Below are 20873 nucleotides of genomic sequence, written 5' to 3'. Positions count from 1 at the left end.
CTGCACCTTGCGTCTTGCCGAGGCGCGCGACCTAGCGGATCGGTCGGGCGCTGTCAATTTAGCATGACGGACGCGTCACGACAGGGCGAAGTCGACGGCGGCGCGGCAGTGCAGTTCGGTGGTGTTGAACATCGGGAATTCGGGGCGGTCCGGCTGCCCGATCAGCAGGAAGATCTCGGTGCAGCCCAGGATCAGGCCCTGCGCGCCCTCTTCCGCGGCCAGACGGTCCGCAATCTCGAGATAGGTCCGTTTCGAGCTGTCGCGAATGTCGCCCTTGACCAGTTCGTCGAAGATGATGCGGTCGATCTCGGCGCGTTCGGCGGCGCCGGGCGTCACGATCTTTAACCCGAACCGGGTTTCGTAGCGTTCGCGAAGATAGCCCAGTTCCATCACCGGCCTGGTGCCGAACAGGGCGACGCGGTTCAGCCCCGCCTCGCGGATCGCCGCGCCGGTGGGATCGACGATGTGGATGCTGGGAATGTCGCGGTCGGCCAGGATCGCCTCCAGCGGTTTGTGCAGCGTGTTCGAGACGCAGAGGATCACGTCGGCGCCTCCGGCGATCAGGCCGTCCACCTTGCCGGCCATGTACCGGCTCAGGCCATCCCAGTCGTCGCCCCGCAGCAGCGCCTCGATATTGCCAAAGTTCATGCCCGCGATCAGCGTCTCGGCGATGTCCCAGCCGCCCAGCCGGGCGTTCACCTCATCGTTGAGCAACCGGTAATACTCGGCGGTGGCCACGTTGGAGCTGCCACCGAGCAGGCCGATGGTCTTCTGGCGCAGCGGACGCGCGGTCACTGCGCCGCCTCCACCACGCCGACAATCGGACCCAGCGAAAAGCCGACATCCGACCGGTCGATCTGCGGCGCATAGAGCCGCGAGATGTTACCGTCGAAATAAAGCGCCTGCGGCGTCTTCAGCACGTCGCGGAACAGGCCGCCGAATTCGTGGAACGTCACGTAGTCGTCGGAAATGGCGAACACGACGCGCTGCCCGTCCTCGCTGGTGCCGACGCCGTTGCGGATGTAGCGCGAGGTCGAATCGGGCAGGAAACGGGGATGCAGCTCACCATCGATCACCAGCATCGGGCCGGACTGGCTGGCAAAGCGGCACTCGGGCTGCGCCTCGACGTAGCGAAGCGTCTCGATCACGTCGGCGCGACCCTGCCGTATGCAGAACACCCCGTTCGGCAACAGGCCGAAATTGCCGGGGCCGGGGTTGGCGATGACCCGGGTCACCTCGGCGCCGTTTTCGACGTAGTGGCCCACGGGCGAGCGGTCGTCGTGATACATGCCCGCGTTCATGGCAAAGGCCAGCCGCCCGCCTTCCCCGGCAAGCTCCGATTCGACCGCGGAAAACTGGCCCAGCAACTCTCCCTGCGCGTCGTTCAGGAACAGACGCAGGTCTTCGGTGCCTGCGTCCACTTCGCAGACCGTGTAGCGGTTTTCCTCGTGAACCAGGTCACGGCAGTCCACCGCGGCCGCCTCGGCGGCCCACAGAACTGCACCCAGCGCTAGAAACCCGCGGATCACTCGTCCAGATCGCGGCGCACCGCGTCCTGATCGAACATCCGCCGGGCGTCGTCCAGCCGGTCGAAGGTCTCGTCCAGGCGGAATCGCAGTTCGGGCGCGAATTTCAGCCCGACCTTCTTGCCGACCACGCGGCGCAATTCGCCCTTGTTGCGCGCCAGCAGCTGCAGCACGTCCTCCTGACCCTTGCCGCCAAGCGGCAGCACATAGGCGGTGGCGATCTTGAGGTCGGGCGAGGTGCGCACCTCGCCCACGGTGATCGACAGCCGGTTGAGATCCGGGTCATGCACGTCGCCGCGCGCCAGCACGTCGGACAGCGTGCGACGGATCAGTTCGCCGACGCGAAGCTGCCGCTGCGAGGGACCGGGGCCATCATGGAATTTGTTCTTTGCCATGCCTCCGATCTAAGCCCAAAGCGGGGCTTTGCCAAGCGGCCCCGAACCGGGTAGGAGGCATTGAGCCGAATTGAGAAGGAACCAGCGCAATGACCCATATTCCAGGCATCGTCATCACCGGGGCTTCGGGCCGGATGGGCCAGATGCTGATCCGGACCGTGAGCGACAGCGATCAGGCCCGGCTGGTCGGCGCCGTCGAGCGCGAGGGCCACGACTGGATCGGCCGCGACGTCGGCGAGGCGATGGGCGGACAGCCGCTGGGCGTCACCGTGACCGACGATCCGCTCGAAGCCTTCGCCAGGGCGCAGGCGGTGATCGACTTCACCGCGCCCGAGGCGACGCTTGGTTTCGCGGCGCTGGCGGCGCAGGCCCGTTGCGTGCATGTGATCGGCACCACCGGCATGACCGACGAACAGATCGCCGCGCTGGAGCCCGCCGCCCGCCATGCCGTGATCGTGCGGGCCGGCAACATGAGCCTTGGCGTCAACCTGCTGGTGCAACTGACCAGAAAGGTCGCCGCCGCGTTGGACGAGGATTTCGACATCGAGGTGATCGAGGCGCATCACCACCACAAGGTCGACGCGCCCTCGGGCACTGCGCTGATGCTGGGCGAAGCCGCAGCCGAAGGGCGGGGTGTCAAGCTGGCCCACGTGTCCGACCGGGGCCGCGACGGCATCACCGGCGCGCGCAGGCGGGGCGACATCGGCTTTCACGCGGTCCGCGGCGGCGACATCGTCGGCGAGCATGACGTGCTCTTCGCTGCGCCGGGCGAGCGCATCGTGCTGCGCCACGTGGCGACCGACCGCGCGATCTTCGCCCGCGGCGCGCTCAAGGCCGCGTTGTGGGCGCAGGGCAGGACCCCCGGCCAGTACGACATGGTGGACGTGCTGGGGCTGTAGGTTCAAGGGACTGCCGAGGCGCGGATTCTCCTGCGCCGGGATCCCTCAACGGATCATGCCGGCAAGCAGCGTGTCCTGCTCGGTGCATTCCCGATCATAGGCTTCAAGGAACTCGATCCGCCGCATGTCGTCCTGGTGGAACCGGTCGGCATCCCCGCGCGTCATCTTGACCTCGGTCCAGAACTTGCGGCTCTGCACCTGATAGTGGTTGATCTGGAACCTGATGTTGTCCGAGATCGTCCGGGACGAATCCGCGCCCATGATCTTGTGCAGCCGGATGTCGAGGCTTTTCGTCGGAACCGAAGTCCGGGCCAGGTACTTCTTGCAGTTGTGCGGCCCGAGCTGCGGCTTTTTCCAAACGAGCTGCCGCCTGAGACTGTCCGGGTGATCGACGAAACCGGACGTGCCGAACTGGCTCCAATTGGCGTAGATGACGTCGTAGTCCTGGTACTCCGCCAGCGCATCGGACAGCCCGCCGCCGTCCTTGCAGAACCAGAACTCGTCAAGATCGGCGATCACCATCCACTCGCACCGCTCCGCTATCCGGAAATGCTGGAAAGCCGTCCAGTAATGGTGAATCTGCTTGTGCGGCTGCGGGAGAGAGATGGTCTCGACAAGGCCCGACGCGACATGATCCGCGATCCGTTCCAGGGATCCGTCCGTGCTTCCGTTGTCGATCAGGAACACCTTCTCGGCGCCCTGTCCGGCATAGTGTTCGACCCATTCCCGGATATTGAAGGCTTCGTTCTTTAGGATTCCAAGCACGCAGAGCCTGTGGGGATAGTGGACCTTCTGCCGCTCTCGCCTCTTTCTCGTTCTCTCGTTCTTTCTCCGAGCGTTCCAGCTCTTTATCCAATACGTGAGCGAGTTCATTTCCCGATCCCAGTCAACCGCCAGACCCGTTGGGCTTCTTGCCCAATGGGCAACCGTTGCGCAAGGGTTGGCCCGCCAACCGCTTGCGCCGGGATTTGTCACGATGGACCGGCCTGTGTCGTCAGCGGCCTTGCGCTGGCCGCTCAACCCGCTCCCATATGCGCATCCACCACCCGCTGCACCATCGGTGCGAAATGGCGGAACCCGGGGGTTTCCATGTCCGCCCGCTTGCCCGCCTCGTCCAGGTACCGCACCTGGATGATCTTCTCGAGGTTCGGGTTCTTCTCGAATTCCGCCACCTCCTCGGGACTCATCGGGCCGCCCTGCAGGTTCAGCGAATGGATCGACGCTTCGCTGAGCCGCTTGAAATATTCGGGCTTGGCGGCGCAGAGATAGCGTTTGGCCGCCACGTGGTAGAGCACGCAATCGGTGACGACCGAAGGAAAGAACGGCGCCAGCACCTCGGCGCCGGCATCCTCGTGGTGCCGGTCCTCGGTGTCATCCATCGTGAAGGTGCCGAATTCGGAAGTGAAATGGCCGATGTCGTGCAGCAACGCCGCGACGATGATGTCTTCGGGCATCCCGTTCCGCTCGGCGATGGTCGCGCCCTGCAGCATGTGCTCGGCCATGGTCACCGGCTCGCCCAGGTATTCCTCGTCGCCACACCGCTCGAAGATGTCGGCGAGGAAGGCGACGATGTTGTTCCGGTCGAGCGTCGAGAAATCCGGTTTCATTCGGCCGCCTCCGGCTGGGCCATCTCCATCGCCGCCAACGTCGAAAGTAGCCCGTCCTTGTCGGCGTAGCAGCCCTGCAGCCAGCGCGACCCCGCGCCGGAATAGCCCTTGCGCGCATGCAGGACGCGGGTGTTGTCGACGATGAAGCTTTCGCCCGGCTCCAGCTTGAAGGCGACGCCCATTGCCGGGTCGTCGATGTATTCGCCCAACTGGCGATAGGCCGCGTAATAGGCCTCCATCCGGTCGAAGGGGATGTCCACGAAGGGCGCCGACGAGCGGTTGTTGAACCGGATCGCCACCAGCTGACCGTCCGGCGACAGTTCGATCATCGGACGACGCGAGCGCAGGCAGACTCCGTCCGATCCCTTGTATTCGAACCGGGCCGGATAGCCGGCGAGCAGGGCGAAGCCTTCGGGGTTGTCGTCGCGCAGGCGTTCGGCGGCGCGGAAACCGTCGACGACGATCGAGTCGCCGCCCTCGGCCGAATTCTCGAGGCAATAGAGGATCTGCAGCGTCGGCACCGGGTCGCGGTAGGGGTTGTCGGTATGCGCCTGCAGCCCGAGGCCGGTATAGGCGAGGTTGGTGGGGTTCACCTCGGTCCGGACCTCGAAATAGGGGCCATAGTTGGTCTCGCGCACATAGCCGAAAAGGTCCGCGACCTTCAGCAGCGATCCGGGTTCGGTCGGCCCGCCCGTCAGCTTGGCGAAGCCGAATTCGGCCACCGCCGCCAGCCAGCCGCGCTTGGCCCGGGGATTGGCATGGACGTCGGCCCAGTCGGCGCAAGGCGCGGCCAGGCCGCTTTCCCAGGTGGTGATGCCGGCTTCGGTCCAGCCCGGCCGATGGGTGTGGTCGCGGTCATAGACGTGCGCGCGCAGCCACGCGGCGGGAAATGCGACGGTCTTGCCTTCGGGCTGGAAGGTGACCTGCAGATCGCCGTTCGCCACCTCGGCGGCGGCGAGCGAAAGATCGGCCGGGATGTCGCCGATGGTGATCAGGCGCTGGCCGTTGCCCGGGGCGCGGGTTTCGGGGTCGAGCGCGTTGTCGCGCAGCCAGATGGCATGGAAACGGGCGCGGGTTCCGTCGGCAAATACCAGCGTGACGACGGAACCGTCATGGGTGGCGGTGCGCAGCATTTGGGGTCTCCTGTTCGGCGCGGCTTTGCTTGTGGAGATACTCCGCCCGTGGCATTACGACAATTAATCCTTGTTCCGGCTGAGGGTTGGAAAAACTTATGGATAGGAAAAAGATCGGCTTGCCGCCGCTCGACTGGCTGCGGGTGTTCGAGGCGGCGGGGCGTCTGGGCGGGTTTTCGGCCGCGGCGCGGGAGTTCGGGCTGACGCAGGCCGCCGTCAGCCAGCGCATCGGCAATCTCGAGGCGTGGCTGGGCCGGTCGCTTTTCGTGCGCGAGGCGCGCGGCGTGTCTCTGACCGTCGAGGGGGAAAGCTATCTGCCGCTGGTGCAGGAAAGCCTTGCGGCGCTCGAACGCAACACCGAGGAATTGTTCGGCAAGGCGCCGCGCGAATTGCGGGTGGCGGGGTTGGGTTCGCATGTCAACGCGCTGGTGATCCCGCATGTGGCGGGTTTCCGGCAACGCCACCCCCGCGTGCGCCTGGTCACGGATTCCGTCGCGCGCCGGTCGTCGCTGGATGAGGAACGCACCTGGCTGCAGATCCGTTTCGGCCGCGGCGCATGGCCGGGCCGCGAGGCAGGGTTGATCGCCCCCGAGGTGCTGGCGCCGATGGCGATGCCGGGGATGGATTGGGGCGCCCCGGTGATCGAATTGCGCGGCGAGCGGCCGGGCTGGCAGGACTGGTGCCGCGTCACCGGTCAGCCCGAGGTTGCCCCGGCCATGCTCAGCGTCGATTCGATGGAGCACGCGCTGACGGCGGCGCGGCTGGGCCTGGGCATCGCCCTGGGGTCGCTGCCGCTGGCGCGGAACCTTTTGCGGGCCGGCCAGTTGCGGCGGCTCGACCTGCCGGAAATGACGACGCGCGACGGCTACTGGCTGACCTGGCCCGACGAACGTGTGCAGTCGCGAAAACTGAAGGCGCTTATCGGGGATTTCCTCGAAACGCTCAAAGCCGCCGATTGATCCGGACCAGTTTCCGCTGCGTATCCTCTTTGTCAAAAAGGAGCGCACACCATGCGAGCACGTTTTATTATCGGAGCGGCGCTGCTGATCCTGGCGGCGCCCGCATCGGCCGAACTGGCCCAGATCAGGGATGAAGCGACGTTCCGGCAGATCGTCACCGGCAAGACCCTGACCCGGCCGCTGATCCGTCTGCAGGTCCTGCCCGGCGGCCGGATCACCGGCACCGGCGCCGCCCGCGAGGTCGCCGGCTCGTGGACCTGGCGCGACGGGTACTTCTGCCGGGATCTGATCTGGGGCGGCAGAAACCTTGGCTACAACTGCCAGGAGGTGCGCGCCGCCTCGGGCACCATCCGTTTCACCTCGGACCGGGGCAAGGGCGACTACGCCGATTTCCGGCTGCGCGGAAACTAGCCGCCTTACCCCGGAATTGGAGAAGCGCCGGTTTTGAAGTATCCTGCTCGCGGGAGATGTATCATGACCGCGTTTCCGGTTGCCCTGTTTTTTGCCATTGTCCTGAGTGTCTTGCCGTCCGGTCGGGCTGCAGCGCAAAGCCCGCAGGAAATCGTCGAATGGATCTATTTGTCACTGGCCCAGCCCGGATCCCACGGCATTTCCTACCTGTCGGCGCCTGCGCAGCGGGATGCCTTTTTCTCGCACCGGATGTCCCGGTTCTTCGCGGCCAATGACAGTCATGGCGGCGATCTGGCCTCGGCCTGCATCGATTTCGGTCTCGAAGTGCCGGGTCAGGATTACGATGCCGCAGAGATACTGCGGACGATCCGGCTGCGGACCGAAACCCAAGGCGCGCGCCGCATCGTCCATGCGGAATTCCAGAATTTCGGCCAGCCGGCGCAGGTCGTGTACGAGTTCACCGCCGTCGATGGCCGGTGGCTGATCGACGACATCGCAGGGCAGGGCTGGCGGCTGTCTCAGATTCCGTGCGAACCCGCCGGTTCCGGCACGGGCGCGGCGGCGCAGGCATCTGAGTTCTGTTTCAAACAGCAAGACGGGACGCTCAGGATCGAACTCGGTCAATTCCGGCCAAGTTACTTCGAGCTCGAGATCTGGGCTTCGCACGGGCATTTCTGCGCCGTGGGTGGCGCGCTGACTCCGACCGCCACGGGCTGGCGGTATCAGGAGCAGCTGTTCGACGGCCGGCTCTGTGGCGTGGATCTCTAGGTCATGCAGGATCAGGGCGTGCGCATCCGCGACCGCGACCACGCCTGCAAGTCCTACTATTGCGGCCAGCGCGCCCACATGGACGGGGCCGAGTTTCCCCTGTCGTCCCAGGTCGATTGCGCGCAGGTGCCGCGGGTCCAGAACTGACCGGTCTCAAAAATCGATCGCGATGCCCTTTTTCTCCCAATCGCCGTAACGGGCCGGGTCCGGGCCGTCGCGCCCGCCCAGTTCCTTCGGCGCCGCCTTTGCCTTTGCCTCGGCCTTCTTTCGGCGTTCCTCGGCCTCGGCCAGCGCGCGCTGGGCGGCGGGTGGCAGATCTTTGTGTGCGTCGCTCATCGCCTGGGTTCCTTTCCGTGCGCTCCCCTGATATACGCCCGCGTCCGCCCAAGGCAATGCGGGCAGGAGTCACAGTGACAAGGGCGGCCCAATGGCAGACGGCGCAACCACGGCGCGGCGCAGCGCGATCTACCTGCTGGATCAGATCCTGGGCGAGGGACGCCTTTTGCCCGAATGCCTGGCCGCCGGCGCGCTGGACCGGCTGAGCCCCGAAGACCGCGCCAGGGCGCAGCGGCTGACGCTGGAAACCCTGCGCGGGCTCGAACGCGCCGACCGGCTGCTTGGCGGTCACCTGCAGAAGACCCCCGCCCTGACGGTGCGCAACGCGCTGCGGCTTGGCACGGTCGAACTGTGCCAGGGCGCCGCGGCGCACGGGGTGGTGAATTCGATGGTCGAGATCATCGGCCGCTCGCGCAAGCACGGACGTCTCAAGGGGCTGGTGAATGCCGTCCTGCGCAAGGTGGCGGCCGAAGGGCCCGATGCCTGGCCGCGCATGCGTGTGCCGCGTCTGCCCGACTGGCTGCGCGGGCCGCTGGTCGAGGCCTGGGGGGCCGAGGCGGTGGCCGGGATGGAACGCGCCCATTTCGCGGGCGCGCCGCTGGACCTGACGCTGAAACCCGGCGCCAGCGCCCCCGGCGGCGAGGTTCTGCCCACCGGGTCGATCCGGCTGCACGAGGCCGGGCAGGTTTCCGCCTTGCCGGGGTTCGCGGACGGGGACTGGTGGGTTCAGGACGCCGCCGCGGCGCTGCCGGCCAGGGTGCTGAATCCCGTGCCGGGCGAACGGGTGCTCGACCTCTGCGCCGCGCCGGGCGGCAAGACGATGCAGTTGGCCGCCGCCGGGGCGGCGGTGACCGCGCTGGACATATCCGAGACGCGGATGGCGCGTCTTCGCGACAACCTGAACCGGACCGGCCTGTCGGCGGAACTGGTCGTCGGCGACGCGCTCGAGCACCAGGGTCAGTACGACGCCGTCCTGCTCGACGCGCCCTGTTCGGCGACCGGCACGATCCGCCGCCATCCCGATCTGCCGCAGGCCAAGGACGGATCGGAATTCGGCGGCCTCATCGAGTTGCAGGCGCAGATGCTGGCCCGTGCCTGGGGCCTTCTGAAGCCCGGCGGGCGGCTGGTCTATTGCACCTGTTCGCTTTTGCCGGACGAAGGCGAGGTGCAGATCGAAGGCGTGCTGGACTTCTTCGCCGACATGTCCGTCGACCGCGCGGCGCTGGACCTGCCGGGCGTCGATCCCGCCTGGATCACCGAGGAAGGCGGCCTGCGCCTGCGGCCCGACTACTGGCCCGAGCGGGGCGGCATGGACGGCTTCTACATCGCCTGCCTGCGCAAGGCGAGGTAGCCGCGCACTCTTTTCGGTGACTTGGCCGGAATCACCGGCTATCCTCGCCCTCAAACGCCTGAAGAGCGTGCGAGGCAGAACAGCGACATGTCCAGTCCGGAAACCATGGCGACCAGGTGGATGCGGTTCCAGAACCGTCTCTACGCGCGCCTCAGCCAGCGGAGGAAGGCCGTCCGCGGCTTCGTCTCGCAGCCTGAGCCGCGCACCGTGGGCTCGTTCGCCCGCGGGCGTCAGCTGGTGGCCGGGAACCTCCTGTTCGCAGGCTATCTGGTCGAGTCGCAGGACACCGGGCTGTGGGAAGTGGCCGCGCCGAACGCCGCCTTCGACGCCGAACGCCACGGGTTCGCATGGCTCGACGATCTGGCCGCCGTCGGTGACGCCCGGGCCCGGGCCCAGGCGCAAAGGTGGCTCTGGGGCTGGATCGAGGCGCACGGGGGCGGCCGCGGGCCGGGCTGGGTGCCCGACCTGACCGGCCGCCGGCTGATCCGCTGGATCAACCACGCCCTGTTCCTTCTGCACGGGACCGACGCAGAGCGGAGCGGGCTGTTCTTCCGCTCGCTGGCGCAGCAGGCGTGGTTCCTGTCGAAACGCTGGAACGCCGCGACGCCCGGCCTGCCGCGGTTCGAGGCGCTGACCGGGCTGATCCATGCCGGTCTGGCGCTCGAAGGTCTCGAGAAACTGGCCGACCCGGCGCTCAGGGCGCTGGCCCGGGAATGCGACGGCCAGATCGATGCACAAGGCGGACTGCCCACCCGCAACCCCGAGGAACTACTCGAGGTATTCACCCTCCTTTCCTGGACCGCGGCGGCGCTGCACGAGGCGGCGCGCGGCACGCCCGCCGCCCATGCCGCCGCGATCAAGAGGATCGCCCCGACCCTGCGCGCCCTGCGCCACGCCGATGGCGGTCTGGCGCGGTTCCACGGCGGCGGACGCGGGCTGGACGGGCGGCTGGATCTCGCGCTGGCCCAGAGCGGGGTCAAGCCCAAGCATCCGACCGGGCTGTCCATGGGCTACGCAAGGCTGTCCGCCGGCCGCACAAGCGCCATCGTGGACGCCAGCCCGCCGCCGGGCGGCAAGGCCTCGTACAACGCGCACGCCTCGACCCTCGCCTTCGAGCTGACCTCGGGGCGCCGCCCGCTGATCGTCAATTGCGGCTCGGGCGAGAGCTTTGGCAACGATTGGCGCCGCGCCGGCCGCGCCACGCCCTCGCATTCGACGCTGTGCCTCGACGGCTATTCCAGCGCGCGCCTGACCGCGCCGCTCAAGGGAACCTCGCAGGAGGCGCTGGTCGACGGCCCTCGCGACGTTCCCGTCGAGCTTGACGAAACCGAACAGGCCACCCGCTTCCAGGGCGGGCATGACGGATACGCCAGGGTGTTCGGGCTGACCCACGCCCGCAAACTCGAACTCAGCTTCGACGGCCGCAGCCTTCAGGGCGAGGACATGCTGCTGACGATGGACGACGCCGCGAGGCGCCAGTTCGACAAGGCGATGGACGCATCCGGCCTCGCCGGAATCGGTTTCGACATCCGCCTGCATCTCCATCCCGAGATCGACGCGGCGGTGGATCTGGGCGGCGCGGCCGTGTCGATGGCGCTGAAAAGCGGTGAAATCTGGGTGTTCCGCCACGATCGGGTCGGAGAACTGTCATTGCAGCCAAGCGTTTATCTGGAAAAAGGGCGTTTGAAGCCGCGCGCGACAAAACAGATCGTTCTATCCGGCCGCGCGATGGAGTATGCGACGCGCATCCGGTGGACGCTGAGCAAGGCGCAGGATACAGCCCTTGCCGTTCGCGACCTGAACCGGGACGAACCCGATTTCGATTGATCCGCATAAGGACCCCGAGACCCATGACCGACCTTTATCCCGTGCGCCGCGCGCTGCTTTCCGTTTCCGACAAGACCGGACTGGTCGAACTGGGCAAGGCTCTGGCGGAGCGGGACGTCGAACTGCTTTCGACAGGCGGCACCGCCAGGGCGCTCCGCGACGCGGGCCTTGTCGTCAGGGACGTGTCCGAGGTGACCGGCTTTCCCGAGATGATGGACGGCCGGGTCAAGACCCTGCACCCGATGGTGCATGGCGGGCTGCTGGCGCTGCGCGACAATGACGAGCACGTGGCGGCGATGAAGGAATACGGCATCGGCGCGATCGACCTGCTGGTGGTCAACCTCTACCCGTTCGAGGAAACCGTGGCCAAGGGCGCGGGTTACGACGAATGCATCGAGAACATCGACATCGGCGGTCCGGCGATGATCCGCGCGGCGTCCAAGAACCATGCCTTCGTCAACGTGGTGGTGGATGTCGAGGATTACGACGCGCTGCTGGCCGAGCTCAAGGCGAATGGCGGCCAGACCACCTATGCCTTCCGCCAGAAACTCGCCCAGACCGCCTATGCCCGCACCGCCGCCTACGACGCCGCCGTGTCGGGCTGGATGGCCGGGCAGCTGGGGCAGGACGCGCCGCGCCGCACCACCTTCGCGGGGCAGATCGCGCAGCCCCTGCGTTATGGCGAGAATCCGCATCAAACGGCGGCTTTCTACGTCGACGGATCGGGCCGCCCCGGGGTGGCGACGGCGATCCAGCATCAGGGCAAGGAACTGAGCTACAACAACATCAACGACACCGACGCCGCGTTCGAACTGGTGGCCGAGTTCGATCCCCGCGACAGCGCCGCCTGCGCCATCATCAAGCACGCCAACCCGTGCGGCGTCGCGACCGGCGCGACCCTGATCGAGGCGTACAAGGCCGCCTTCGACTGCGACCGCACCTCGGCCTTTGGCGGCATCGTCGCCCTGAACCGTCCGCTGGACCTGGAAACCGCGCAGGAGATCACCGGCATCTTCACCGAGGTCGTCATCGCCCCCGGCGCGACCGACGAGGCCAGGGCGGTCTTCGCCGCCAAGAAGAACCTGCGCCTGCTGACCACCGACGGGCTGCCGGATGTCCGGGCCGGGGGCAAGACCGTGCGCCAGGTGGCCGGCGGCCTGCTGGTGCAGGACAAGGACAACGGCTTCGTCGGCATGGACGACCTCAAGGTCGTCACCAAAACGGCGCCGACGCCCGAACAGATGCGCGACCTGCTGTTCGCCTGGAAGGTCGCCAAGCACGTCAAGTCGAACGCCATCGTCTACGTCAAGAACGAGGCGACCGTCGGCGTCGGCGCGGGCCAGATGAGCCGCGTCGATTCGGCTCTGATCGCGGCCAGAAAGGCCGAGCGCATGGCCGAAGAACTGGGCCTTCCGGAACCGCTGACCAAGGGCTCGGCCGTGGCCTCGGACGCGTTTTTCCCATTCCCCGACGGATTGCTCGAAGCCGCCGCTGCCGGCGCGACTTGCGTGATCCAGCCCGGCGGCTCGATGCGCGACGACGAGGTGATCGCGGCGGCGGACGAGGCGGGTCTCGCCATGGTCTTCACCGGCATGCGGCATTTCCGGCACTGATGCGGTACGGCGCTCTTTTCTGGGCCGGTTTCGCGGCCTTTCTGCTCGACCAGGCCAGCAAGTACCTGGTCGTGCACGTCATGGGCGTGGCGCAGCGCGGACCGATCGACGTGCTGCCGCCACTGCTGGTGTTCCGTTACGGCGAGAACCGCGGCATCAATTTCGGCCTGTTCCAGGGCGACAACGACGCCGCCCGGTGGATTCTGATCGTGCTGGCGCTGGCGATCTGCCTCGGCGTCTTCGTCTGGCTGGCCCGGTCCGCGCGCTCGCGGTGGATGCTGATTAGCGGCGGATTGCTGATCGGCGGCGCGCTGGCGAATGTGGTGGACCGGCTGCTCTACGGCTATGTCCTGGACTTTCTCAACATGTCCTGCTGCGGCATCGACAACCCCTTCGTGTTCAATCTCGCGGATGTGTTCATATTCGCCGGCGCGTTGGGGCTGATGCTGTTCGACGGCAAAAAGGCCCCGTGACGGGCCGGAAGAAATCGGCTAAAAGCGCCTGAAACTTGCTGGAGATGACCATGCGGACGCCGCTGGCGACAATCATTCTGACCGCTGCCGTTGCGGTGTCGGGCTGCTCGGAAAAGGGCCTCAAGGACATCAAGCCGCAAGGGGCCGGGCCGGATGAATTCTCGGTGCTGCCCGTCAAGCCGCTGACGGCGCCCAAGGATTACAGCTTCCTGCCCGCGCCGACGCCGGGCGGCGCGAACCTGACCGACCCGAACCCGCAGGCCGAGGCCGTGGTGGCGCTGGGCGGCAGCGCCGCAGCCTTGAACGCCCGCCAGGTGCCGTCGCAGGACCAGGCGCTGATCACCGCCTCCAGCCGTTACGGCGTGCCGGCCAACACGCGGCAGGTTCTGGCGCAGGAGGATGCCGAGTTCCGCAAACGGCAGGGCCGGTTCACCCGCATCCGGCTGTTCCCGGTCGACCGCTACGAACAGGCCTACCGCAAGCAGTCGCTGGATCCCTACAAGCAGGTCCAGGGTCTGAGGCGGCAGGGCTACGATACTCCGGCGGCCCCGCCATTTGGTGAATAATCCTTAACTTTCCGTCATCGCACTTGAACCCGCGCGTGCCCGCCGTAGTTTGAACAGGAAACGATACGGAGGATGCCGCATGGTTCGGGCTTTGGCGCTTTCTGCCGCCCTGCTTTCCGCAACGCCGCTTTTTGCCGATGAGGGGCAAGAGGCGGTGACGACCTTTACGCTGGACAACGGCATGGAGGTGGTCGTGGTCGAGGACCGCCGCGCGCCGGTGGTGCAGCACATGGTCTGGTACCGGGCGGGATCCGCCGACGAGCCCGCGCGTTCGTCCGGTGTGGCGCATTTCCTCGAACACCTTCTGTTCAAGGCCACCGACACCATGGAGGCAGGCGAACTGTCGGCCACCGTCGCGGCCAATGGCGGCCATGACAACGCCTTCACCTCCTACGACTACACCGCCTATTTCCAGCGCGTCGCCTCCGACCGGCTGGAACTGATGATGCGGATGGAGGCGGATCGGATGCGCAACGTCCGCCTGACCGAGCGCGACATCGTCACCGAGCGCGACGTGATCCTGGAAGAGCGCAATCAGCGGACCGAGAACAACCCCCGTTCGCTGTTCGGCGAGCAGATGAATGCGGCCCAATACCTCAATCACCGCTATGGCGTTCCGATCATCGGCTGGAAGCACGAGATGGAGGAACTGGACATGGAGGACGCGCTGTCCTTCTACAGGACCTACTACGCGCCCAACAACGCCATCCTCGTGGTGACGGGCGACGTGGATCCGCAGGAGGTCAAGGCGCTGGCCGAGCAATATTACGGCGTGATCCCGGCCAACCCCGACCTGCCGGAGCGCATCCGCCCCCAGGAACCGCCGCAGACGGCCGAACGGCGTCTGACCTACAAGGACCCGCGCGTCTCGCAACCCTATGTGCAGCGCAGCTATCTCGCGCCGGAACGCGACGCCGGCGCTCAGGAGCAGGCGGCGGCGCTCTACCTTCTGGCCGAGTTGCTGGGCGGTGGCACCACATCCTACCTGAACGAAAAACTCCAGTTCGATGCGCAGAAGGTCGTCTATGCCGGCGCGTGGTACCGGGGCGTTTCGCTGGACGACACGACCTTTGACCTGATCGTGGTCCCGGCCGAAGGCGTTTCGCTGCAGGAGGCCGAAGCGGCCATGGACCAGGCCGTTGCCGATTTCATCGCCGAAGGCGTCAAGCAGGAGGATCTGGACCGGATCAAGATGCAGCTCCGCGCCGCGCAGATCTATGCCCGCGACAACGTGGACGGCATCGGCAACCGCTACGGGCAGGCGCTGGCCAGCGGCCTGACGGTCGAGGACGTGCAGGCCTGGCCCGACCTGTTGCAGGCGGTGACCGGCGACGAGATCATCGCCGCCGCCCGCGAGGTGCTGCGCCGCGAAGCTTCGGTGACCGGCTGGCTGATGCGCGACGACGAGGTGACGCAATGAGAACTTTCTTCGCAACCCTGATCGCCCTGACCCTGGCGCTGCCCGCATGGGCCGAGATCAAAATTCAGGAGGTCATCTCGCCCGGCGGCATCAAGGCGTGGCTGGTCGAGGAGCATTCGATCCCCTTCACCGCGCTCGAATTGCGCTTCCGCGGCGGCACCTCGCTCGACCCCGAGGACAAGCGCGGCGCGGTCTACCTGATGAGCGGCCTGCTGGAAGAGGGGGCCGGGGACATGGATGCCCGCACCTATGCCCGCGAACTGGAATCGCTGGCGGCGTCTTTCACCTACAACGCCACCGACGATTCCGTCGCCATCTCGGCGCAATTCCTGACCGAGAACCGGGGCGAGGTCGTGGACCTGCTGCGCACCACCATTCACGAGCCACGCTTCGATCAGGACGCCATCGACAGAGTGCGCGCTCAGGTCATTTCGGGGCTGAAGTCGGATGAGACCGACCCGAACGACATCGCCGGCGTGAACTTCGCGAGAATGGCCTATGGCGATCATCCCTATGGCAGCGAAGGCAAGGGCACGATCGAAAGCGTCTCGGCGCTGACCCGCGCGGACATTCTCGAAGCTTATCGCGGTGTTTTCGCCAAGGACCGGCTCTATGTCGGTGCGGTCGGCGACATCACGCCCGAAGAACTGGGTGCGCTGCTCGACACGCTGCTCGCCGATCTGCCCGAAGCCGGTGCGCCGATTCCGGGCAGGGCCGAGGTGAACATTCCCGGCGGCGTCAGCGTTGTCGAATTCGACACGCCGCAATCCGTGGCGCTTTTCGCGCAGAAGGGGATCGACCGCGACGATCCGGATTTCTTCGCCGCCTACATCCTCAACCACATCATCGGCGGCGGCGGATTCGAAAGCCGGCTGATGCAGGAGGTGCGCGAGAAGCGCGGCCTGACCTACGGCGTCTATTCCTACCTCGTGCCCAAGGACCTTGCCTCGGTCTATCTGGGCTCGGTGTCTTCGGCCAATGACCGCATCGCAGAGGCGATCGAGGTGATCCGCGCCGAATGGCAGCGCGCCGCGACCGAGGGCGTGACCGAAAAGGAACTGCAGGACGCCAAGACCTATCTGACGGGGGCTTACCCGTTGCGCTTCGACGGCAACTCCCAGATCGCCGGGATCATGGTCGGGATGCAGATGGAAGGGCTGCCGATCGACTACATCGCCACCCGCAACGACAAGGTGAACGCGGTGACGCTGGACGAGGTCAACCGCGTCGCCCGCGAATTGCTGGACCCCGACGGGTTGCATTTCACCGTGGTCGGCAAGCCGGTGGGGCTGGAAACGACGAACTGAACCGGAAAGGGCCGGGCCGCGCTCAGCCCTCTTTCCCCTTGGCCGAGCGCAGCATCTGCCCGATCATCTGCCCGGCCCGTCCCGAACCCCGCTGATACAGCCCGCCATCCACGGACAGCAGGATGCCGCTGATGTAGCCGGCCAAGTCCGAGCCCAGGAACAGGCAGGCGTTGGCGACGTCCTGCGGCTTGCCCCAACGGCCCAACGGCACGTCCGAGCGGAACAACTCCTCGGCCTCCTTCGTGGGGGTCAGCCGTTTCGCGCCCTCGGTGCCCTCGATGAAGCCCGGCACCACGGAATTGACGCGGATGCCTTCGGGGCCCCACTCCATCGCCAGTGTCCGGGTGATCTGGTCTACGCCGGCTTTGGCGGCGCAGACATGGGCCTGCCCTTCATAGGGCAGCCACGATTGCGGGGCCGAGATGTTGATGATGCTGGCGCCGGGGCGCTTGAGGAAAGGGTAGGCGCCCTTCATCACGTGGATCGTGCCCATCAGGTCGATGTCGATCACCGATTTGAAGGCGTTCACCGACATTTCCGCCGCCAGCGCAGGAAAGTTCCCCGCCGCGCCCGAGATCAGAACGTCGAAATCCCCGAAAGCGTCGTGGAACCGCGCAAGACCCGCCGCCACCGCATCCGGGTCGCGCACGTCGAAGGCCGCGCCGATGGCCTCGGCCGCGCCCGCCGCCTTCAGGGCCGCCACGGTGTCATCCACCTTGTCCTGCGACCGGCTCGCCACCGCCAGTTTCGCGCCCGTGGCCGCGAAAGCCTCGGCGATGCCCCGGTTGATGCCGCTGGTGCCGCCAATGACGATCACCGTTTTTCCCGCAAAATCCATGTCGAGCCTCCCGTGTTGGACGGTTCCCTACTCGCCGTAGGGAACCCAGATGTTCTTGACCTCGGTCGCGGCCTGCAGGAAGCGGCGCGTCTGGTCCGTGTTCCAGTCGAAGGCGCGGCCGTTGTTGACCCAGGTCCGCTTGAGGTTGCCCGCCGACGCCTTCTCGATCGCGCCGGACAGATCGGTCGAGGAAAAGCTCCAGACGGCGTCCACGTTCAGATGCGAGGCCAGCGGTTTCGCCATGTCGGCATGGCTGCCGGTCAGGATGTTGACCACGCCCGCAGGCACGTCCGACGTGTCGAGGACCTGGTAGAAATCCGTCGCCGCCAGCGGGTAGGGCTCGCTTGCCGCCAGCACCACGCGGTTGCCCATGGCGATCGCCGGCGCCATGACCGAGACCAGACCCAAGAGCGGCGCCTCGTCCGCGCAGAGCGCGCCGATCACGCCCACCGGCTCTTTCATCGCCAGCGCCACGCCCCGGATCGGCACGCCATGCACCTGCCCGTCATACTTGTCGGCCCAGGCGGCGGCGGTGAACAGGCGCTGGATCGCGGCGTCGACCTCTTTCGCGCCGTCTTTCCTGCCGGTCATCGCGTCGATGCGGCGTGCGAACTCGTCCGAGCGGGCCGACAGGTTCTCACCGATGTAGTACAGGATCTGCGCCCGCAGATGCCCGGTCGTCCTGCCCCAGCTGGCCGCCCCGGCGGCGGCCTCGACCGCGTTGCGCACGTCCTTGCGGTTGGCGAGGCCCACATGACCCAGCAGGCCCGACTTGCCCCAGACGGGGCGCGAATAGCCGCCATCCGGCCGCGCCTGCTTGCCGCCGACATACATCTTGGCGGTGCGGTCGATCGGATCGACGGGTCCGCCGTCGCCGGTCCGCGCTTCGACCCTGGTCAGCGGCTTCGCCTTGCCCTTGGGCCGGGTATAGGCGCTCAGCCCCTCCCAGCCGCCCTCGCGGCCAAAGCCGCTTTCGCGCACGCCGCCGAATCCGGCCGCGGCGTCGAACAGGTTGGTGGCGTTGACCCAGACCACGCCCGCCGCCAGCTTGGGCGCGATGTCGAGCGCAAGGTTGACGTTCTCGGTCCAGACCGTCGCCGCCAGCCCGTAGCGGGTGTTGTTCGCCAGTTCCACCGCTTCCGCGGGCGTGCGGAAGGTGGACGAGACCAAAACCGGGCCGAAAATCTCCTCCTGCATCAGCGGGTCGCTGGTCTCCAGCCCGGTGATCAGGGTAGGCGGATAGTAGCATCCGTTTTCCGGCAACTCGCAGGCGGCGTGATGCACCTGCCCGGCGGTGTTTGCGTCGACCATGCTCTTGATGGTCTGCAACTGCACAGGGTCTACCACCGCGCCCACGTCGATGCATTTGTCCAGCGGATTGCCGACGCGCAAGCCGTCCATCCGGGCGCGCAGCTTGTCGTGGAACCGCTCGGCGATGCCCTCCTGCACCAGCAGGCGCGAGCCCGCGCAACAGACCTGGCCCTGATTGAACCAGATCGCGTCGACCAGCCCTTCGATGGCGCTGTCGATATCTGCGTCGTCGAACACCACGTAAGGCGACTTGCCGCCCAACTCGAGCGTCAGTTCCAATCCGCGTCCGGCGGTCGCCTCGCGGATGCGCCGGCCCACGGCGGTCGAGCCGGTGAAGGCGATCTTGTCCACCTCGGCGGCGACGATCATCTCGCCCACGGCGCCGTCGCCGGTGACAATGTTGACCACCCCCTTGGGCAATCCCGCCTGTTTGCAGATATCCGCGAACAGCAGCGCCGTGAGCGAGGTGTACTCGGCCGGTTTCAGCACCACCGTATTTCCCATTGCCAGGGCCGGGGCGATCTTCCAGGCCAGCATCAGCAGCGGAAAGTTCCACGGGATGATCTGGCCGCAGACGCCCAGCGGTTCCGCGTCGGGCAATGCGCTTTCCATCAGCTGCGCCATGCCCGCGTGATAGTAGAAATGGCGCTGCGCCAGGGGGATGTCGATGTCGCGGCTCTCGCGGATCGGCTTGCCGTTGTCGAGGCTTTCCAGCACCGCAAACAGCCGCGCATGTTTCTGCAGCAGCCGCGCGATCGCATAGAGGTGCCGCGCCCGGCCGGCGCCGCCCAGACCTTCCCATTTCGGCTGGGCCTTGCGGGCGGCGGCGACGGCGGCGTCCACGTCGGCCTGCGTCGCCTGCGTCAGCATCGCCAGAACCTCGCCCGTCGCCGGGTTGCGGCTTTCAAAGCCCTTGCCGGGCTTGGTGAAGGCTCCATCGATGAAATGGCCGAACCGGTCGCCCTGATCCACCAGCCAGGCCAACGCTTCGGCGGCGCTTTCGGGGGCGGGGCCGTAATCCATGGTGTCGAATATTTCCTTGATGGTCATTGCGCGTATCCTCACCCCATCGAATGCCGGTAACCGGCGGAATAGGCCCCGGTGACATGGTGTTCCAATTGCCGTTCGATATCGCCCAGCAGCGACGAGGCGCCGAAGCGGAACAGGTCCGGCTCCAGCCATCTGTCGCCCAACTCATCCTTGATCAGCGACAGGTAGACCAGCGCGTCCTTGGCCTTGGAGATGCCGCCCGCCGGCTTGTAACCGACGCGATAGCCGGTGCGGTCGAAATAGTCGCGAATGGCGCGGATCATCACCAGCGACACGGGCAGGGTGGCGTTCACGCTTTCCTTGCCGGTCGAGGTCTTGATGAAATCGGCGCCCGCCATCATGCAGACCAGCGAGGCGCGCGCCACGTTGCGCAGGCTGCCCAACTCTCCGGTCGCGAGGATCGCCTTGACATGCGCCTCGCCGCAGGCGGCGCGGAACGCCTTCATCTCGTCATAGAGCGCCTGCCAGTCGCCGGTCAGAACGTGACGCCGCGAGATCACGATGTCGATTTCCGCGGCACCCGCCCTCACGCTTTCCTCGATCTCGGCGATGCGCAGGTGAAAGGGGGACAGGCCCGCCGGAAAGCCGGTCGAGACCGCGGCCACGGGAATGCCGGTGCCTTTCAGCGCCGCAACGGCGGTTTCCACCATGTCGTGATAGACGCAGACCGCGCCGGTGGTGATAGGCGGCATGCCCATCGCCTCAAGCAGTTCGGCGCGCACCGGCTGCCGGGCCTTGGCGCAGAGACGGCGCACCCGGCCCGCCGTGTCGTCGCCCGCCAGCGTGGTCAGGTCGATCAGCGTGACGGCCTTCAGCAGCCACGCCGCCTGGTGGTCCTTCTTCACCGAGCGGCGGCCGGGCAGGGTGGCGGCGCGGCGTTCGATCGCCGAGGTGTTGGCCTGCACGGTCCGCACCCAGTCCAGATCAAGCTCCATGCCGGGATTCCGGGGCTCGGTCACTTGCGGGAGATGCGCCGTGCGCTCGAGGCTCTGCGTTTCCATCATCGTTTCCTTCGGGAGGCTCGCGGCCAAAGTCGCATGAGCCGCGACGGGTTGGCAAGCGGCGCGAGGGTGCTTGACGCAC

The 20873-nt window shown here is 66.8% G+C and carries 22 protein-coding genes; 12 read left to right on the top strand and 10 right to left on the bottom strand.

All coding sequences use genetic code 11. The features are described from left to right. Positions 1-75: 75 nt before the first annotated feature. The 3 genes from FGK63_RS17300 to rbfA are packed head-to-tail and all read right to left on the bottom strand — an operon-like array spanning position 76 to position 1921. The gene (locus FGK63_RS17300) at positions 76-795 is read right to left on the bottom strand and encodes an aspartate/glutamate racemase family protein (protein ID WP_138844596.1); all 720 of its coding nucleotides are present in this window, start codon (positions 793-795) and stop codon (positions 76-78) included. Continuing rightward, complete coding sequence (locus FGK63_RS17295; RefSeq protein ID WP_246044073.1) at positions 792-1529, bottom strand: phosphodiester glycosidase family protein; 738 nt, start codon at positions 1527-1529, stop codon at positions 792-794. The genes FGK63_RS17300 and FGK63_RS17295 overlap by 4 nt, the downstream gene beginning before the upstream one ends. Continuing rightward, entirely contained in the window at positions 1526-1921 is a 396-nt protein-coding gene (rbfA, locus tag FGK63_RS17290; protein ID WP_138844594.1) for a 30S ribosome-binding factor RbfA, read from the bottom strand. The genes FGK63_RS17295 and rbfA overlap by 4 nt, the downstream gene beginning before the upstream one ends. 89 nt (positions 1922-2010) lie before the next feature. Here rbfA and dapB point away from each other — a divergent pair, with 89 nt between their 5' ends. Beyond that, on the top strand, positions 2011-2820 hold the full coding sequence (dapB, locus tag FGK63_RS17285; RefSeq protein ID WP_138844592.1) for a 4-hydroxy-tetrahydrodipicolinate reductase: 810 nt from the start codon (positions 2011-2013) through the stop codon (positions 2818-2820). A gap of 45 nt (positions 2821-2865) precedes the next feature. Here dapB and FGK63_RS17280 read toward each other — a convergent pair whose 3' ends face one another. From FGK63_RS17280 to tmpA, 3 genes are all read right to left on the bottom strand, one after another. Further along, on the bottom strand, positions 2866-3585 hold the full coding sequence (locus FGK63_RS17280) for a glycosyltransferase family 92 protein (protein WP_171052698.1): 720 nt from the start codon (positions 3583-3585) through the stop codon (positions 2866-2868). A 251-nt stretch (positions 3586-3836) separates the two neighbouring features. Next, positions 3837-4427, bottom strand: a complete 591-nt coding sequence (tmpB, locus tag FGK63_RS17275) for a (R)-1-hydroxy-2-trimethylaminoethylphosphonate oxygenase (protein WP_138844588.1) — start codon at positions 4425-4427, stop codon at positions 3837-3839. Then, a complete protein-coding gene (gene tmpA / locus FGK63_RS17270) occupies positions 4424-5560 on the bottom strand; it encodes a 2-trimethylaminoethylphosphonate dioxygenase (protein WP_138844586.1) in 1137 nt (378 codons plus the stop codon). The genes tmpB and tmpA overlap by 4 nt, the downstream gene beginning before the upstream one ends. A 98-nt stretch (positions 5561-5658) precedes the next feature. On the opposite strand from tmpA, the gene FGK63_RS17265 reads away from it, so the two are divergent. The 4 genes from FGK63_RS17265 to FGK63_RS20835 all read left to right on the top strand — a co-directional run bounded on the left by FGK63_RS17265 (position 5659) and on the right by FGK63_RS20835 (position 7845). After that, on the top strand, positions 5659-6519 hold the full coding sequence (locus tag FGK63_RS17265; RefSeq protein WP_138844584.1) for a LysR family transcriptional regulator: 861 nt from the start codon (positions 5659-5661) through the stop codon (positions 6517-6519). Between the two features lie 51 nt (positions 6520-6570). Beyond that, positions 6571-6930 carry a dihydrodipicolinate reductase gene (locus tag FGK63_RS17260; RefSeq protein ID WP_138844582.1) on the top strand — a complete coding sequence of 120 codons (360 nt, stop codon included), beginning with the start codon at positions 6571-6573 and terminating at the stop codon, positions 6928-6930. Between the two features lie 63 nt (positions 6931-6993). Next, positions 6994-7698, top strand: coding sequence for a hypothetical protein (locus FGK63_RS17255; protein WP_138844580.1), 705 nt, complete (start codon positions 6994-6996; stop codon positions 7696-7698). 3 nt (positions 7699-7701) lie between these two features. Then, on the top strand, positions 7702-7845 hold the full coding sequence (locus FGK63_RS20835) for a hypothetical protein (RefSeq protein WP_171052697.1): 144 nt from the start codon (positions 7702-7704) through the stop codon (positions 7843-7845). A 6-nt stretch (positions 7846-7851) separates the two neighbouring features. Here FGK63_RS20835 and FGK63_RS17250 read toward each other — a convergent pair whose 3' ends face one another. Next, positions 7852-8034 (bottom strand): DUF1674 domain-containing protein, encoded by a 183-nt coding sequence (locus tag FGK63_RS17250; protein WP_138844578.1) that lies wholly within the window; start codon positions 8032-8034, stop codon positions 7852-7854. A 91-nt stretch (positions 8035-8125) separates the two neighbouring features. Here FGK63_RS17250 and FGK63_RS17245 point away from each other — a divergent pair, with 91 nt between their 5' ends. From FGK63_RS17245 to FGK63_RS17215, 7 genes are all read left to right on the top strand, one after another. Continuing rightward, positions 8126-9385 (top strand): RsmB/NOP family class I SAM-dependent RNA methyltransferase, encoded by a 1260-nt coding sequence (locus FGK63_RS17245; protein WP_138844576.1) that lies wholly within the window; start codon positions 8126-8128, stop codon positions 9383-9385. Between the two features lie 87 nt (positions 9386-9472). Continuing rightward, positions 9473-11212, top strand: a complete 1740-nt coding sequence (locus FGK63_RS17240) for a heparinase II/III family protein (protein WP_138844574.1) — start codon at positions 9473-9475, stop codon at positions 11210-11212. Between the two features lie 23 nt (positions 11213-11235). After that, positions 11236-12825, top strand: a complete 1590-nt coding sequence (purH, locus tag FGK63_RS17235; protein ID WP_138844572.1) for a bifunctional phosphoribosylaminoimidazolecarboxamide formyltransferase/IMP cyclohydrolase — start codon at positions 11236-11238, stop codon at positions 12823-12825. After that, positions 12825-13298, top strand: a complete 474-nt coding sequence (gene lspA, locus FGK63_RS17230; RefSeq protein ID WP_138844570.1) for a signal peptidase II — start codon at positions 12825-12827, stop codon at positions 13296-13298. The genes purH and lspA overlap by 1 nt, the downstream gene beginning before the upstream one ends. Positions 13299-13348: 50 nt before the next feature. Then, complete coding sequence (locus tag FGK63_RS17225; protein WP_138844568.1) at positions 13349-13864, top strand: DUF3035 domain-containing protein; 516 nt, start codon at positions 13349-13351, stop codon at positions 13862-13864. Between the two features lie 79 nt (positions 13865-13943). Further along, entirely contained in the window at positions 13944-15284 is a 1341-nt protein-coding gene (locus tag FGK63_RS17220) for a M16 family metallopeptidase (protein ID WP_138844566.1), read from the top strand. After that, positions 15281-16591 carry a M16 family metallopeptidase gene (locus tag FGK63_RS17215; protein ID WP_138844564.1) on the top strand — a complete coding sequence of 437 codons (1311 nt, stop codon included), beginning with the start codon at positions 15281-15283 and terminating at the stop codon, positions 16589-16591. The genes FGK63_RS17220 and FGK63_RS17215 overlap by 4 nt, the downstream gene beginning before the upstream one ends. Positions 16592-16613: 22 nt before the next feature. On the opposite strand, the gene FGK63_RS17210 is transcribed toward FGK63_RS17215, so the two are convergent. Genes FGK63_RS17210 through deoC form a run of 3 tightly spaced genes read right to left on the bottom strand, consistent with a single transcriptional unit; the run spans position 16614 to position 20791 of the window. Then, positions 16614-17429, bottom strand: a complete 816-nt coding sequence (locus FGK63_RS17210; protein WP_138844562.1) for an SDR family oxidoreductase — start codon at positions 17427-17429, stop codon at positions 16614-16616. A gap of 27 nt (positions 17430-17456) precedes the next feature. After that, positions 17457-19790 carry an aldehyde dehydrogenase family protein gene (locus FGK63_RS17205; protein WP_138844560.1) on the bottom strand — a complete coding sequence of 778 codons (2334 nt, stop codon included), beginning with the start codon at positions 19788-19790 and terminating at the stop codon, positions 17457-17459. 11 nt (positions 19791-19801) lie between these two features. Further along, a complete protein-coding gene (deoC, locus tag FGK63_RS17200; RefSeq protein WP_138844558.1) occupies positions 19802-20791 on the bottom strand; it encodes a deoxyribose-phosphate aldolase in 990 nt (329 codons plus the stop codon). Positions 20792-20873 lie beyond the last annotated feature (82 nt).

The sequence above is a fragment of the Ruegeria sediminis genome (genome assembly GCF_005938215.1).
Classification (GTDB): Bacteria; Pseudomonadota; Alphaproteobacteria; order Rhodobacterales; family Rhodobacteraceae; genus Ruegeria; species Ruegeria sediminis.
This window is presented reverse-complemented; position numbering and strand designations above follow the sequence as displayed.